Here is a 15,789-nt window from a genome sequence, read left to right as displayed (position 1 = left end):
GTACTCCAGCCAAATCCGGCTATCTAACTGAATTCCGGGCTTTATGTTCCATTCGGCACCGGCACGCCTGGATCACTTGGTGGTGATCGAGCGATCCAAAGCTGCCTGTCAGGGGGCGGCGGGGCGGCGGCGCGTAGCTCATTCTGTCTTTTTATCGAGCCGGTGAAACATTTCTCATGGATCGCAGTTCTTGGATGCAGAGGAGTTGAATAAGGGCAACCTGATTGCACGGGAGGAGCACGGACGGCACAACTATAAATACGCTCTGCATAGAATACTTCGCAACTGGAAGCTCTCGCTTGTCTTGGTTGCCGCCGAAGCTTGTTTGAAAGACGGCGGTCGCCGCCGAAAAGATTTCTAAATGAAAATAGCCCAGATCGCACCGCTAACCGAATCCGTGCCGCCCCGAACCTACGGTGGAACGGAGCGAATTGTTTCGTATCTGACCGAAGAACTTGTCCGACAGGGCCACGAGGTGACGCTGTTCGCCAGCGCCGATTCTCGTACCTCAGCCGAGCTGGTGCGGTGTTGCGACGTCGCGCTGCGCCTGAACCCCAGGGTCCAGGACGGTGGTCCGCACCATGTTATGATGCTTGAACGGGTGCGCCGGCGAGCCGATGAATTCGACGTTTTACATTTCCACGTCGATGTCCTGCACTTCCCCATAATTCGGGATTTTGCCAGACGAACGGTTACCACGCTTCACGGCAGGCTCGACCTGCCCGATCTGGCGCAGCTTTATGCGATGTTCGACGACGTTCCCCTGGTCTCGATCTCCTTCGACCAGCGCCGGCCCATGCCGCCCGTCAATTGGGTTGGAACCGTGCATCACGGCCTGCCCCGCGATCTTCTGCCATTCCACCCGAACACCTCTGGCTATCTTGCGTTTCTCGGTCGCATCTCGCCGGAAAAGGGGCCGGAAGCGGCCATAGAAATAGCAGCGCGGGCCGGGTTTCCCCTGAAGATCGCCGCCAAGATCGACAAGGTGGACCAGTCGTTCTGGAAGGAAAGGGTCGAGCCGCAAGTGCTGCGGCATTCGAACGTGGAGTTCATTGGCGAGATCGATGAGCGGCAAAAGGCGGATTTTCTGGGCAATGCGATAGCGCTTTTGTTTCCGATCGACTGGCCGGAACCCTTCGGGCTCGTAACGATCGAAGCAATGGCCTGCGGTACGCCGGTGGTTGCGTTCCGGCGTGGCGCCGTCCCGGAGATCATCGATGACGGTGTGTCCGGATGGATCGTGGATACGGTGGAGGAAGCCGTGGGCGCGCTCCGGCGCATAGACAGCCTCGATCGCGCACGAGTGCGGCAGACGTTCGAGAAGCGGTTCACGGTCGAGCGCATGTGCAGCGATTATGTGGCACTCTACCGAGCACTCACGAGCGGCACGGCAGACGCAGTTGCCCCCACAAACGAGCTCTCCAGAAATATCGCGATGGTGGCTGTGCCGGGCTGAGGAACCGACTAATCCACATACAGACCACGACGGCGGAGTCCGGGAGCGCCTGCGGGGTCCTGTCGCCGGGCGCGGCGATCGCGCCAGAAGCCTTTGATCAGCAGCAAGCCTTCCCGGGGCTGATGCTTTCGCGAGCGGCGGCGCACTGCCGCCCGGTCCGGATTGACGCGCGCTACTTTCGCTGCAAAGGTGCTTTAACGACTTGTTTACCATGCGTCAGTCAGGGGTGGGGGGAATTTGGAACGCTTTCTGGGCGCGAACCGCCTTAATTGGGATGATCGGGCCGAACTGCACTCGACCGACACAACGGGCAGCTACCACATCGAGAATGTGCTGGCCGGCGGATCCAATCTCTATGAGCTGGAAACACGCGAGCTCGGCGATATCGCCGGCAAGGATATCGTCCACCTGCAGTGTCACATCGGTCTTGACACGATCAGCCTGAAGAATCTCGGCGCAGGCAGCGTGACCGGGCTCGACTTTTCACCGACGGCGATCGTGGCGGCGCGGGATTTTGCTGCGAAGGCAGGCACCGACGTGCGCTTCGTGGAAGCGCCACTGTTCGAGGCGGTGGAAGCGCTCGGCCGGACCTTTGACATCGCTTACGTTACTTGGGGCTCGGTAAACTGGCTGGACGACGTGTTCCGTTGGGCGCGGGTGGTTGCCGATCTTCTGCGACCCGGCGGCCGCCTCTACATGGCCGAGGGCCATCCATTGATGTTTCAGTGCGATCGAAAGGCCGCGGCCCTGGAATTGAAGCACGACTGGCGAACGCCGATAGCTCGGCCGCTCGCCTGGAACGAGGAACTGACCTACACCGGCGATGATCGCATCTTGAAGCATCCTCGCTATTATGAATGGATCCACCCGATCAGTGACGTGGTGAATGCGCTGATTTCAGCTGGTCTGACGCTCGATTTTCTCAATGAGCATGATACGGTTTCGTGGCAGCACTTTTCATTTGCCGTGCGCGCCGGCAAGGATATGTACGGCCTACCCGAGAACTCTCCCAAGATACCGATGGCCTATTCCATTGGCGCGACGAAGCGCAGCGTCGGCAAGATACCATACCTTGTGTCTCCCAAGGCGATTGAGGGGCACTAGTCCAAGGTCAACGCTCCAGAGTACTCGGGTCGGAGCGTCGAAATGTGCAATGGCGCTCGGGCGCCTCGATCTTCCGAGCAAGGCTGATCTAGCTGGCGTTTCATATTGGTCCGCATCGTGCAGCCCGCCTTCAGCATCGCTGTCGGTATCGCAGCCGGCGTCAGCCGTCGGAAAATGAAATTTCTCAGGAGTATGAAGGTCAAATTAAACATTGAAAGCTAATGTTCCTCATCGGGTCGACCCCGAGAACCTGAAAATGGCACTTGAGGAATCGCCTATTGGCTTTTTTCCGCGCTAGGTTCAACGGCATCAAGGAGGCCGTCTTTTCGTCGGCAAATATTCCGGCGGCGATCGCGTTTGTCGTCATCCTTGTCAGCGCAGCGTTCGCGGAGCACCAGAACAAAATCGTCTCGGACCAGGCCGTCCGTGCGGACGTGCTGACCAAGGTCAATCTCATCCGCGCCAAGCTCGAAGGCAATATCAATGGAAACCTCCAGCTCGTGCGTGGACTGGTCGCCGCGGTCGTGACCGAGCCCTATATGGGACAGCAACGCTTCGCCTCGCTCGCGAGCAATCTATTTGGCGCCGACTCGCAATTGAACGATATTGCCGGCGCGCCCGATCTGGTCGTTTCCCTGATGTATCCGATGGAGGGTAACGAGCAGGCGATGGGTCTGGACTACCGCAAGAACGAGCGGCAGCGTGCGGCTGCGCTAAGGGCGCGAGACGAACGCAAGCTGGTGCTTGCCGGTCCCGTCGACCTGAAACAGGGAGGACAAGGCTTCATCGGCCGCTTTCCGGTCTTCGTGCCGAGCGCTGGCAATACGGAAAGGTTCTGGGGTATCATTTCCGCCGTTGTCGACGTGCAGCGCCTTTACAAAGCGAGCGGCCTGCTTGACGACGATCTCGGGATCGACGTAGCGCTGATCGGCAGGGACGCCCTCGGTCACCGAGGTGGTCAATTCTACGGCAATGAGGAGATCAGCAAAAGCGATCCGGTGACGGCTGACGTTTTGCTTCCTTCCGGCTCGTGGCAGCTCGCGGCCATTCCCAAAAACGGCTGGCCTTCGACGCCAAGCAACGCATGGTTGTTGCGCGCGATCATGGCGACGGCCGGAGCCTTGGTTGTGTTCCCTTTCCTGGTCACAGGCCGCCTGATTGGCGAAAGACAGCGCAATTATGCGGAATTGCGTCGATTGTCACGACGCTTGGAACTCGCTCTGGAAGCTTCGGCTATTGGGGTTTGGGAACACGATCTCGCGACCAACGAGCTTACGTGGGATGATCGCGTCAACGAAATATATGGCAAACCAACCGGCGAGCACCGGGGCTACCCAGACTGGGCGGGAGCAATCCACCCAGATGATTTGGCTGGCGCCAACGCGGACTTCGACAGGGCGGTGGCCAGCGGACGACCATATTTGTCGGAGTACCGAATTGTGCGTCAGGATGGCGAGATCCGTCATGTCCGGTCCAAGGCGATCCTTTACCGGGTCGCAAACGACACCCCAAAAATGATCGGCGCGGAATGGGACGTGACTGCGGACGTCCTGCTGAACAAGGATCTGGTTCGTGCAAAACAGCTGTCCGAGTCGAAAAATGCAGAACTCGAGTCGGCCAAAGCGCGCATAGAGCACATCGCGCTTCATGATTCGCTGACCGGCTTGCCCAACCGGCGTTACCTCGACCAGGTACTGGAACATTACGCGGCAAACGCCAGGCGCTCAGGCGGGCACGCGGCACTGCTTCACATAGATCTGGATCGGTTCAAGCACATCAACGATACGCTGGGCCACGCCGCCGGTGACGCGATGTTGGTTCACGCGTCAACCGTGCTCAGGTCGAAGGTCGGCGACGAGGGATTCGTCGCCCGTATCGGGGGAGACGAATTCATCGTTCTGTGCGTGGTGCGCGACGATACCAAGCAACTGGCGCTGCTCGCCGACCGCATCATCAGCCAGATGCGCGAACCCGTCTACTATCAGGGTCATCGATGCCGTTTTGGTGTCAGCGTGGGAATCGCTGTCGATAACGCAAAAGATGTCGAAGCCAAACACCTGCTGGTGAACGCCGATATCGCGCTTTACCGAGCAAAGGGGCGGGGCCGCAATCGATACGAATTCTTCACCGACGCGATGCAAAGCGAAATCGTCGATACTAAGCGGATTGCCGACGAAATTCTCGGCGGCCTCGAGCGCAACGAGTTCATCCCCTTCTACCAGCCCCAATTTGACGCAAAGACGCTCGAAATCGTTGGGGTTGAGGCGCTGGCGAGGTGGAAACATCCAATAAAGGGTATTTTGGCGCCCGACATCTTCCTGAGGATTGCAGAAGAACTGAACGTCGTCTCGATCATCGACCAAGCCATATTGAAACAATCGCTTTCGGATTTCGAAGAGTGGTCCGCTGCAAAACTTCACATTCCGCGGGTGTCGGTCAATGTCTCGGCCAGGCGCCTTCAAGACGAGGAGCTCATCAAGAGCCTGCGAGAACAAAATATCAAGAAAGGAACAGTTTCGTTCGAGCTTGTTGAGTCGATTTTCCTGGACGAGAACGACGACCTTGTCACCTGGAATATCGAGCAGATAAAAGAGCTGGGGATTGACGTCGAAATAGACGATTTTGGTACCGGCTACGCTTCGATGGTCAGTTTGCTGAAGTTGCAGCCGCGCCGGCTGAAGATTGATCGGCAGCTGGTCACCCCAATCGTCAAATCTCCGCAGAGAAGGCAGGTTGTCTCGTCGATCATTGAAATCGGCAAGTCGCTGGGTATCGAGGTCGTGGCGGAAGGCGTTGAGACGATGCAGCATGCACGGCTACTCAAGGGCCTGGGCTGCGACATATTGCAGGGTTATGCCTTCGGCCACGCGTTCGACTCCGAGGGACTTAAGACCTTTGTCCGATCGCGGCGCCTGCGCACGGCCAGCTGAGCCTCGGCGCCAGAGTTTTATCGAGCCGACCGCCTTGACGTTGCGGTCCATAGGCGCACAGCGGACAAAGCAGAAAACAACGCCAAACCTCAGATCAGCAGCAGGCCCTTCATGCTGGAGTGGCCTTTCCTGCCGATGATGATGTGGTCGTGAACGGCAATGCCAAGCGGTTTGGCCGTCTCTATGATCAGCTTGGTCATCTCGATGTCGGCGCGCGACGGCGTCGGGTCTCCCGACGGATGGTTATGCGCCAGAATGATCGCCGTGGCGGAGAGCTCCAAGGCGCGCCTGACCACCTCGCGCGGATAGACCGGTGTGTGGTCGACGGTGCCGACCTGCTGGACTTCGTCGGCGATCAGCGCGTTTTTCTTGTCGAGGAACAGGATGCGGAATTGCTCGCGCTCCTCGAAAGCCATCACCGACCGGCAGTATTCGAGAACCTGCGTCCAGGTCGACAACAGCTCGCGGCCGGCGATCTCGCCGCGCGCCATGCGCTGCGCCGTTGCCGCAACCACCTTGAGGTCGAGCGCCACCGCCGGGCCGATGCCCTTCACCTCCTGCAGGCGCTCGACGGGCGCACCGAGGACCTCGGCCAATGTACCGAAGCGTGCCAGCAATGCCTTGGCGACAGGCTTGGTGTCGGCGCGCGGGATCAGCCGAAACAACAAAAGCTCGAGCAGTTCGTAGTCGGGGAGGGTGTTGGTACCGGCGGCGAAGCGCTCGCGCAGGCGGTCGCGATGGCCGAGATAATGCGGCTTGTCGGCGGCCACCGCCTTCGCGGGCGATCGCACTGGCCTTTCGGGAAAGAAGGCCCGCTCGTCGTCGTCACCGTTCATGGCTGCCCCACCCAGCATTTGCCGGGCAAGGTAACGCCCGATCTGCCAGACACTAGGCCCGCAGGCCGGGGCGGTCGAGGTTTTTTGGCGACAGCGTGAAGATCTCGCAGCCGGTCTCGGTGACGCCGATCGTGTGCTCGTACTGCGCCGACAGCGAACGGTCGCGCGTCACCGCGGTCCAGCCGTCCGACAGCACTTTCACATGCGGCCGGCCGAGATTGATCATCGGCTCGACGGTGAAGATCATGCCCGGCCGCATCTCGACGCCTTCGCTGGCGCTGCCGTAATGCAGGATATTCGGCGCGTCGTGAAACAGCCGGCCAACCCCGTGGCCGCAGAAATCGCGCACCACCGAGCAACGCTCGGCTTCGGCATAGGTCTGGATGGCGGCGCCGATGGCGCCGGTTCGGGCGCCCGGCTTGATTGCCGCGATGCCGCGCATCAGGCACTCATACGTGACTTCGAGCAGCCGCTCCGCGGCACGCTTGATCGTGCCCACCGGATACATGCGCGAGGAGTCGCCATGCCAGCCGTCGAGGATATAGGTGACGTCGATATTGACGATGTCGCCATCCTTCAACGGCTTGCTGTCGGGTATGCCGTGACAGACGACGTGGTTGATCGAGGTGCAGGATGATTTCGTGTAGCCACGGTAGTTGAGCGTCGCCGGAAGCGCGCCATGATCCATCCCGAACTCGAAGACGAAGCGATCAATCGCTTCGGTGGTGACGCCGGGCGCCACAATCGGTACCAGTTCGTCGAGGCAGCGCGCGGTGAGATCGCAAGCCTTGCGCATGCCGACAAAACCTTCCTCGTCGTAAAGACGGATCTGGCCGGTGTTTCTGAGCGGTGCCGTGGCGGCGTCGAGATAGGTGACCATTTTTGTCCGTCTTGCAGGGATGCGAGGCCTGGATGAGCCCGCGAGAGAAATCCCCCCAGATTTGGCACCGGAAAGCGCAAGGTTCAAGGACGAACTGCCGGCGACGGCCGAAGACCGGCGATATTCATGCCTGGGAGCATTCTCCTTGCCTGCAGCGGCTCATGCTTCCGCCGGGTTCATCTGGCTACCGCAGTGACGACACATTTCTAGGCGAGAAGTCGGCCCAAGCGTTAGCCGCCAGGGCAACTTTTTGCGACGAACGCCGCTGCTGCGGGGTCGGTTCGGGAGAGATCGAATGGACAGACTGCAATTCGAGGTGCCGGTGCGGATCGCGCCTGTGCCCGGCCAGCCGGTCGAGGAAATCTACAGTGTCGAGCAGGCGCTCGATTTCCTGCAAACGTGGCCGGTTCGCCGGAAGGGACCAACCTACCAGGCCGCGTTCAATGCCTGTTTTGGCGCCACGGTGGACATCGTCGAGACCGAAGACGCATGGCGGGCCTTCATGGCCTTTTGCCGGGTGAGCGCCCTCCTGGCCAGGGACATGATGGTGCCGCGCAAGCGCGGCGGCGAGGCGAGGGGACTGCGGGCGTAGACAGCCTTCGACGTAGTCCTCAGTCGTCTTCGCCTCTTCTTGCCGACATCCCTATCAGAGTGGCGGGTCCAGCAAAGCTTGCGCAGCATCACGCTGGCGATAGACATAATGCCAAGTTGAAATGCTGGTACGCCCAAGGGGAATCGAACCCCTGTTACCGCCGTGAAAGGGCGGTGTCCTGACCGCTAGACGATGGGCGCGCTCAGATGTGAGCGCTTATAGTTGCGTCGCGACAAACCGGCAACCCGTCTGCCGCCGGCTGCGACAACTTTTTTCCTTTGGCTCCAAACCGCGTCTTTCCGACAGCCAAGCTGGTTTTTGCGGCATGATGCAACGCCGCCGAAGGGCCTTTGCGGTGACGGAAGATCCTCGCCCTAGCCGCGCCTGCGGCAGCGCCAGTTCCAGTCGCGCTCGGGGCCGACATCGACGTGAACGGATTCGGTGTGGCAGTAGGTGCCGACGCCACCGCGGCCCGGCATGGTGCGGATGTAGCTCGCCAGTTCCCATTTCGAGACGCCAGGAACCTGGATATCGGCGGCGGCGCAGTACATGTGCAGCGAATTCTTTGCGCCGTTGGCGCGGCGGTTGCGGGCCGGATCGCGATAGCCGGAGGTGACCGTCATCTTGCGGCCGTAGTGGCCTTCGATCGTCTTCAGCACGCGAACCAGCGACGGCTTCAAGCAGGCGACATCGACGCTGTCGTTCTGTTTCAGGAGGCCGTTGGGCGCCAGCCGGGCAAGGCCGGCGGCGGAGGCGACCTGGTAGGCGCCACCCGAACCTTCGTCTTCGTTGAGATCGACGTCACTTTCATCGTCGAGGCCGGATTTGCGCTTGATCTCGAACAGCGCCGTCTGGCGCACGCCGGGCAGCGCATCGGCCGTGAAGTGGCTGGTATCGCCCGTCGACACCAGCTGCACCGGCTTTTCAGCCGGATCGGCCGAAGCCAGGGTGATGGTGGGTTTTGCCGCAGGCGTCGCCTTGGCCTGCATGACCGTTGGCTGCCCGCCCGATCTGCTGTTGGCCGGCGAAGAAGGTGCCGCTGAAGCAGGCGTGGCGCTGAACAGCGAGGCCAGGAAGTTTTTCTTCGGTGCGTAGGCCTGTGGCTGCGGCATCTCGCCGGCGGTCACATAAACCGGGTTGTTCATCGCCGGCGCTGCGGCCTTGGCGTCGGGCTTCGATGCATCAGCACTGTTCTGCGCCACGGCCTGATCGGCCGTCTGGGCGTTTGGTTGCAGCGGCTGCGGCGTGTGTCCCGCGATCGTCCCGGCTGCCGTGGGAACGGCGATCGGGAAGCCGGCATCGGGCCTGGCCCCTGGCTTGGCCACTGGCACATAGGCCACCTGCTCGGGAAGGTTGGCGTCACCGTCGGCATTCATCGTCATTTGTGCGGTCGTCATCTGCGACGATGATGCGGCCGTGCTGGCCTGGGGCGCACCGGCGGCCGTGCTGATTTCGGTAGCCGAGGTATTATAGCCTGGCATGCCGACCGACATGGTCGGGTCGCCGGCCGAGGTGCAGGACGCCAGGAGCACCGAGAAAAGCGCCGCCACAATGGCGCGGCTTTCTCCCTTCGCGAGGCGCGATCCTGCTGATCTCAAAACAAAATTCCCCCTCGATATCCGACCGGTTCGTCATTGGCGCGGCGTCGAAACGTCTCGTCGAAATGACCCTTGTTCCCCGAACCGGAAACGAGACCTGTGTCAAATCTGCAAGCCTCAAAGTAATTTGGCGGCTAGAGGATGAATCAAGGCTGCTCAGGGTTGACGGCACCATTTCGCCCGCTTTTGGCGGCGCGTCAACTCACCACACATTACAGATGGTTACACGCGCACCTTGACATAGGTGCCGGGGGCTTCGCCTAGAACTTGCATATGCTCGCCCGGTTTGCGGGCCGGTACGCGGGTATTGTCCCTGGCTTCGATCCAGCGTTGCCAGTGCGGCCACCAGGAACCGGGATGGTCGGTGGCCCCGGCGAGCCACTGGTCGAAGTCGCCGGCCGGCTTGCCGCCGGTCCAGTAGTGATATTTCTGCGCTGCCGGCGGATTGACGACCCCGGCGATGTGGCCGGAGCCGGCCATGACGTAATCGACCTCGCCGCCGAAATATTTCGAGCCGAGGAATACCGACAGCGCCGGCGCGATATGGTCCTCCTTAGAGGCGAGGTTGTAGACCGGCATGGTAACGTCCTTCAGCGAAACCGTGCGGCCCGCCAGTTCCATCATGCCTTGCGAAAGCCTGTTCTCGAGATAGCAATTGCGCAAATAGAAGGAATGGTTGGCAGCGCCCATGCGTGTCGAATCGGCATTCCAGTAGAGCAGGTCGAAAGGCAGGGGATCCTTGCCGCGCATGTAGTTGTTGACGACATAGGGCCAGATCAGGTCGCCCGAGCGCAGCATGTTGAAGGCGGTCGCCATCTTGGTGCCGTCGAGATAGCCTTTCTCGTTCATCGCCTTTTCGACGGCCGCGACCTGCTCCTCGTCGACGAACACTTTTAGATCGCCGGCATAGGTGAAATCGACCTGGGTGGTGAAGAAGGTGGCGGATTTGATGCGGTTGTCGCCTTCCTGCGCCATCAGCGCCAGGGCCGCCGCCAGAAGCGTGCCGCCGACGCAATAGCCGATGGCGTTGACTTGCCTTTCGCCGGTGGCCTTTTCAATCGTGTCGAGGCCGTATTGCAGGCCCTCCCTGATATAGGCCTCCCAGCTCTTGGCGCCGTGCCGCTCGTCCGGGTTGATCCAGGAGATGACGAAGACGGTGTGGCCTTGCTCGACTGCCCAGCGAATGAAGGACTTTTGCGGGTTGAGGTCGAGGATGTAGTATTTGTTGATCCATGGCGGGCAGATCAGCAGCGGCCGCTTGAGCACGGTGTCGGTCGCCGGATCGTATTGCAGGATTTCGGCGACGTCGCTGCGGCCGACCACCTTGCCGGGCGTGGCGGCGAGATTCTTGCCGATCTCGAAAGGCGAATAATCGGCCTGCCGCAGCTTCAGGTCGCCCTTGCCGGCGGCAATGTCCTCGGCCAGCATCTTCATGCCGCGCACCAGGTTTTCGCCGTTCGAGGCGACAGTCTCGCGAAACAATTCCGGATTGGTCAGGATGAAATTCGACGGCGAGATGGCATTGGACACCTGCTTGACATAAAAGCCGGCCTTGTGGCGGGTGTGCTCGTCCAGGCCGTCGGCGTGCTCGACCAGTTCGGCCGCCCAGCGCGAGGTGACCAGATACGCCTGTTTGAGGAAATCGAAGAAGGCGTTGCGGCACCATTCCGGGTCCTGGAAACGCTTGTCGCCGCGCTCGGGCTTGACCGCGTCCTCGGCGTCCTCGGCGCCGGCGCCGATGCGCTGGACGGCGTTGGCCCAGACGGTCATGTAGCCGGAAAACAGCCGCGTTTGCGCCTCCAGCGCGCGCTGCGGGTCGGAGAGCCAGTACTCGGTGAGCTTGGAGAACGTCTTCACCATGTCGACGACCGGCTCGGCGACGTGATCGCGCACCTCGCCCTTTTCCCGCGGCTCGGCCCATGCCGAGGCGGCCTTGCCGGCCTGCTCGATCATGCGGGCCATGTTCAGAGCGAAGCGCTCCGGGTCCTTCACCAGATATTGCTCGACGGTCGAAGGTTGGTCATCTTCCGCTTTGCCCGAATCGGGTGTTTTGGACATGGTTCGCGGGGTTCCTCCCGAAGCGTTTTGTTGACATATTACCATGGGATATCGAACAGGGTCCAATGTGCTCTAACCCGGCCGCCAGGAAAACAATATGACGATTAATATTGGCAAGAACGTTTTTTCCGGCACTGGTCGTTTTTGCCGCATGGCGCTCGTCCTGTTGGCGATGGCCGGTTGCACGAGCAGCAACATAGAAGGTGCAGCGCCCGCCACCGGCCTTGTCGGCGCGAAGGACACCGGTTCCTATCCGAACCTGAACATCCGGCCGCAGGTGGCGGCCGAGCAATTCACCGACGAGGAAAAGAACGCCAAGCTCGCCCAACTGAAGGCCGAGGAGGAGAGCCAGGCCGCCAAGGGCGGCGGCGTCAAGGTTGCGGACCAGGCAGCGCTGGACCAGCTGGCAAAAAAACACGGCGCCGAGGCGCTGAAGCAGATCGAAGGCAAATGCGACCCCGCTCTCGACCCTAGTTGCAAATAAGCTTATACGCGCGACCGCAACCTCACTGTCTGGAACTGCCATGGAAGAATTTCACAAGGTCCGCCGGCTTCCGCCCTATGTCTTCGAACAGGTCAACCGGCTGAAGGCCAGCGCCCGTTCGCGCGGCGCCGACATCATCGACCTTGGCATGGGCAATCCGGACCTGCCGACGCCCAAGGCCATCGTCGACAAACTCTGCGAGGTGGTACGCGATCCGCGCACGCACCGCTATTCGTCGTCGCGCGGCATTCCGGGCCTGCGTCGTGCCCAGGCCAACTACTATGCCCGCCGCTTCGGTGTGAAGCTCGACCCGGACAGCCAGGTGGTGGCGACGCTCGGCTCGAAGGAGGGCTTTGCCAATATGGCGCAGGCGATCACCGCCCCCGGCGATGTGATCCTATGCCCCAACCCGACCTATCCGATCCATGCGTTCGGTTTCATCATGTCGGGCGGCGTCATCCGCTCGCTGCAGGTCGAGCCGGACGACGGCTTCATCCCGGCGTTGGAGCGCGGCATCCGCCATTCGATTCCAAAGCCGCTGGCACTGATCCTCAATTATCCATCCAACCCGACGGCACTGGTCGCTTCGCTCGATTTCTACAAGGAGGTGGTGGCCTTCGCCAGGAAGAACGACATCATCATCCTGTCGGATCTTGCCTATTCGGAGATCTATTTCGACGGCAATCCGCCGCCTTCGGTGCTGCAGGTGCCGGGCGCCATAGACGTCGCCGTCGAGTTCACCTCGATGTCGAAGACCTTTTCGATGCCGGGCTGGCGCATGGGTTTTGCGGTCGGCAATGAACGGCTGATCTCGGCGCTGACGCGAGTGAAATCCTATCTCGACTACGGCGCCTTCACGCCAATCCAGGTGGCGGCGGCGCATGCACTCAACGGCGACGGCGCCGACATCGCCGAAGTGCGCGACGTCTACCGCAAACGCCGCGATGTCATGGTCGACGCTTTCAGCCGCGCCGGCTGGACCATTCCCGCACCGGCGGCTTCGATGTTCGCCTGGGCGCCGATCCCGGAGCCGTTCAAGCACCTGGGCTCGCTTGAATTCTCCAAGCTCCTGATCGAGCACGCCGACGTCGCGGTGGCGCCGGGCGTCGGCTTCGGCGAGCATGGCGACGATCACGTGCGCATCGCGCTGGTCGAAAACGAGCACCGGATCCGGCAAGCGGCGCGCAATATCAAGCGCTTCCTCGCATCCAGCGCCAAGCAGCCGAATAACGTCGTGCCGCTCGCCGCGCATCGCTGATTTTCTACACATCAACCGACTGAATGGGGCGTCGCCGGACATGGCTGAAGCGTTGCGTGTTGGAATTGCCGGGCTCGGCACCGTCGGTGCGTCGGTGGCCCGCGTGCTACGCGACAAGGCGGCCGAACTGACGCGGCAGTGCGGGCGCGACATCGTCGTGTCAGCGGTTTCGGCCCGCGATCCCAAACGCGACCGCGGCGTTGATCTTGGCACAGCACAGTGGTTCGACGACGCCGTCAAGATGGCGCAGACCGCCGAGATCGACGTGTTCGTCGAGCTGATCGGCGGCGACGAAGGCCCATCACGCTCGTCTGTCAAAGCGGCGCTCGAGGCCGGCCGACATGTCGTCACCGCAAACAAGGCGTTGCTTGCCAAGCACGGGGTGGCATTGGCCGAGATCGCCGAGAGGAAAGGCGTGCTGCTCAATTACGAGGCGGCGGTGGCCGGCGGCATTCCGGTCATCAAGACGATGCGCGAGGCGATGGCCGGCAATTCGGTGACCCGCGTTTTCGGCATCCTCAACGGTACCTGCAACTACATTCTGACGCGCATGGAAGCCGAGGGCCTGTCTTTCGATGCCTGCCTGAAGGATGCGCAGCGGCTGGGCTATGCGGAAGCCGACCCGACCTTCGACATCGAGGGTCACGACACCGCGCACAAGCTGTCGATCCTGACCAGCCTTGCCTTCGGCACGAGGATCGCCGCCAACGATATCTACATGGAAGGCATCTCCAACATCAGCCAGGCCGACATCCGCGCGGCCGGCGATCTCGGCTACCGGATCAAGCTGCTTGGCGTCGCCCAACGCACCGAAAGCGGCATCGAGCAGCGCGTGCACCCGACCATGGTGCCGACGGCCTCGGTCATTGCGCAGGTGCACGGCGTCACCAATGCGGTGGCGATCGAAACCGACATCCTCGGCGAATTGCTGCTTTCCGGCCCTGGCGCCGGCGGCAACGCCACCGCGTCGGCGGTGATCGGCGACATTGCCGACATCGCCAAGAGCCGACCTGGCTTCCAGCATGGTCCGGTCTTCGGCCGGCCGGCGAAGGAATTGAAGCCTTACAAGAAAGCGCAGATGCGCAGCCATGCCGGCGGTTATTTCATCCGGCTGACCGTACACGACCGCCTCGGCGTCTTCGCGGCAATAGCCAAGCGCATGGCCGACAACGACATTTCGCTGGAATCGATCGTCCAGCATGCCGCCGGGCCGGAAACCGAGGCACAGAAGACCGTCATCCTGGTGACCCACGAGACGACCGAGGCGGCGGTGCGCAAGGCCGTCGACGGCATCACCAGGGACAGCCTTCTGACCGATAAGCCGCAAGTCATCCGCATCGAGCGGGCCGGATAGCAGTCTCACATTTTGCGTTTAATCGATTGATATTGCTGGCTTTCAAAAAGGTCCAGCGCAGGTCTTGCTGTTGTCACGGGGCTTTGACACAAGAAGCGCGTCTCTGGCGGGAGGCTAATGCATGTCGCCCAAAAGTGTGCAGCGGTTTTGGGACAACGACATGCATAATAAAAACAAACTGCCAACGAGGATTGTCCATCGATGAATGTGGCCCAGAACATTGTCGCCGGCCTCGACCGGATACTGACCATGGAATTGGTGCGCGTCACCGAACGCGCCGCGGTCGCGGCCGCCAGATTGCGCGGACGCGGCGACGAGAAAGCCGCCGACCAGGTCGCGGTCGATGCCATGCGGCAGGAGCTCAACCGTCTTGCCATCAACGGCACGGTGGTGATCGGCGAGGGCGAGCGCGACGAGGCGCCGATGCTCTATATCGGCGAGGAGGTCGGTACCGGCAAAGGCCCGGCTGTCGACATAGCGCTCGATCCGCTCGAAGGCACGACGATCTGCGCCAAGAACCTGCCCAACGCATTGGCCGTTATCGCCATTGCCGAAAAAGGCAGCCTTTTGTTCGCGCCGGACGTCTATATGGACAAGATCGCGATCGGCCCGGGCTATGCCGACGGCATCATCGACATCGATGCCTCGCCGGCCGAAAACATCGCCAGCCTGGCCACGGCCAAGGGCGTGCCGGTGGCGGAGATCACCGCCTGTATTCTCGACCGGCCACGCCATGGCGCCTTGATCGAAGCCGTGCGGGCGACCGGAGCCGCAATCCGTCTGATCGGCGACGGTGATGTCGCCGGGGTCATCCATACCACCGACCCGGACGAGACCGGCATCGACATCTATCTCGGCACCGGCGGCGCGCCGGAAGGCGTGCTCGCAGCTGCCGCCTTGCGCTGCACCGGTGGCCAGATGCAGGGCAGGCTGATCCTCGACACGCCGGAAAAGCTGGCGCGCGCGGCCAAGATGGGATCTCCGACCCGAAACGGATCTACTACACGCAAGACATGGCACGCGGCGACGTGCTGTTTGCCGCGACCGGCGTCACCGACGGCAATATGCTGGCCGGCGTCAAGTTCGGCCGCAATTTCATCACCACGCACACGATCGTGCTGCGCTCGTCATCGCGGACCGTGCGCGAAATCAAGGCCAAGCACCAGGATCTGGAAAAGTTTTGATTTCGACTCAGTTAGCCGTTGCATACTGTGCGCAATGACAAATTGCAGACGGCGC

Annotated in this window: 11 protein-coding genes, 1 tRNA gene and 1 pseudogene; 8 read left to right on the top strand and 5 right to left on the bottom strand. The window is 61.4% G+C overall.

Features of this window, described 5'->3' with window-relative positions:
* Window positions 1-361: 361 nt before the first annotated feature.
* The 3 genes from NKI24_RS09155 (at window position 362) to NKI24_RS09145 (ending at window position 5,490) form a co-directional block, all read left to right on the top strand.
* Entirely contained in the window at window positions 362-1,456 is a 1,095-nt protein-coding gene (locus tag NKI24_RS09155; RefSeq protein WP_352451365.1) for a glycosyltransferase family 4 protein, read from the top strand.
* Window positions 1,457-1,693: 237 nt separating this feature from the next.
* The gene (locus NKI24_RS09150; protein WP_023678894.1) at window positions 1,694-2,560 is read left to right on the top strand and encodes a class I SAM-dependent methyltransferase; all 867 of its coding nucleotides are present in this window, start codon (window positions 1,694-1,696) and stop codon (window positions 2,558-2,560) included.
* A 350-nt stretch (window positions 2,561-2,910) separates the two neighbouring features.
* Window positions 2,911-5,490 carry a bifunctional diguanylate cyclase/phosphodiesterase gene (locus tag NKI24_RS09145; RefSeq protein ID WP_352744828.1) on the top strand — a complete coding sequence of 860 codons (2,580 nt, stop codon included), beginning with the start codon at window positions 2,911-2,913 and terminating at the stop codon, window positions 5,488-5,490.
* An 89-nt stretch (window positions 5,491-5,579) separates the two neighbouring features.
* Here NKI24_RS09145 and radC read toward each other — a convergent pair whose 3' ends face one another.
* Together radC and map are read right to left on the bottom strand one after the other, a co-directional pair.
* A complete protein-coding gene (gene radC / locus NKI24_RS09140) occupies window positions 5,580-6,326 on the bottom strand; it encodes a RadC family protein (protein WP_023678891.1) in 747 nt (248 codons plus the stop codon).
* A 52-nt stretch (window positions 6,327-6,378) separates the two neighbouring features.
* A complete protein-coding gene (gene map / locus NKI24_RS09135; RefSeq protein ID WP_352454462.1) occupies window positions 6,379-7,206 on the bottom strand; it encodes a type I methionyl aminopeptidase in 828 nt (275 codons plus the stop codon).
* Between the two features lie 295 nt (window positions 7,207-7,501).
* Between map and NKI24_RS09130 the strand changes: the two genes are divergently transcribed.
* Entirely contained in the window at window positions 7,502-7,798 is a 297-nt protein-coding gene (locus NKI24_RS09130; protein ID WP_352744616.1) for a DUF982 domain-containing protein, read from the top strand.
* A gap of 125 nt (window positions 7,799-7,923) precedes the next feature.
* Here the strand turns inward: NKI24_RS09130 and NKI24_RS09125 are convergent.
* The 3 genes from NKI24_RS09125 to phaC all read right to left on the bottom strand — a co-directional run bounded on the left by NKI24_RS09125 (window position 7,924) and on the right by phaC (window position 11,454).
* Window positions 7,924-7,998 (bottom strand) — tRNA-Glu (locus NKI24_RS09125).
* A 174-nt stretch (window positions 7,999-8,172) separates the two neighbouring features.
* Window positions 8,173-9,291, bottom strand: a complete 1,119-nt coding sequence (locus NKI24_RS09120; protein WP_352744825.1) for a YcbK family protein — start codon at window positions 9,289-9,291, stop codon at window positions 8,173-8,175.
* 327 nt (window positions 9,292-9,618) lie between these two features.
* A complete protein-coding gene (phaC, locus tag NKI24_RS09115) occupies window positions 9,619-11,454 on the bottom strand; it encodes a class I poly(R)-hydroxyalkanoic acid synthase (protein WP_352744613.1) in 1,836 nt (611 codons plus the stop codon).
* A 97-nt stretch (window positions 11,455-11,551) separates the two neighbouring features.
* Between phaC and NKI24_RS09110 the strand changes: the two genes are divergently transcribed.
* From NKI24_RS09110 to glpX, 4 genes and pseudogenes are all read left to right on the top strand, one after another.
* Complete coding sequence (locus tag NKI24_RS09110) at window positions 11,552-11,938, top strand: hypothetical protein (RefSeq protein WP_352744610.1); 387 nt, start codon at window positions 11,552-11,554, stop codon at window positions 11,936-11,938.
* 40 nt (window positions 11,939-11,978) lie between these two features.
* On the top strand, window positions 11,979-13,196 hold the full coding sequence (locus NKI24_RS09105) for an LL-diaminopimelate aminotransferase (RefSeq protein WP_023678886.1): 1,218 nt from the start codon (window positions 11,979-11,981) through the stop codon (window positions 13,194-13,196).
* A gap of 40 nt (window positions 13,197-13,236) precedes the next feature.
* Window positions 13,237-14,550, top strand: coding sequence for a homoserine dehydrogenase (locus tag NKI24_RS09100; RefSeq protein ID WP_352500850.1), 1,314 nt, complete (start codon window positions 13,237-13,239; stop codon window positions 14,548-14,550).
* A gap of 201 nt (window positions 14,551-14,751) precedes the next feature.
* A pseudogene (gene glpX, locus NKI24_RS09095) lies at window positions 14,752-15,734 on the top strand (class II fructose-bisphosphatase).
* The last annotated feature ends 55 nt before the right edge of the window (window positions 15,735-15,789 follow it).

Source organism: Mesorhizobium sp. M0701, from assembly GCF_040320365.1.
Taxonomy (GTDB): Bacteria; Pseudomonadota; Alphaproteobacteria; order Rhizobiales; family Rhizobiaceae; genus Mesorhizobium.
Note: the sequence above shows the minus strand (reverse complement) of the source record. Positions and strands in the feature narration are given on the sequence as shown.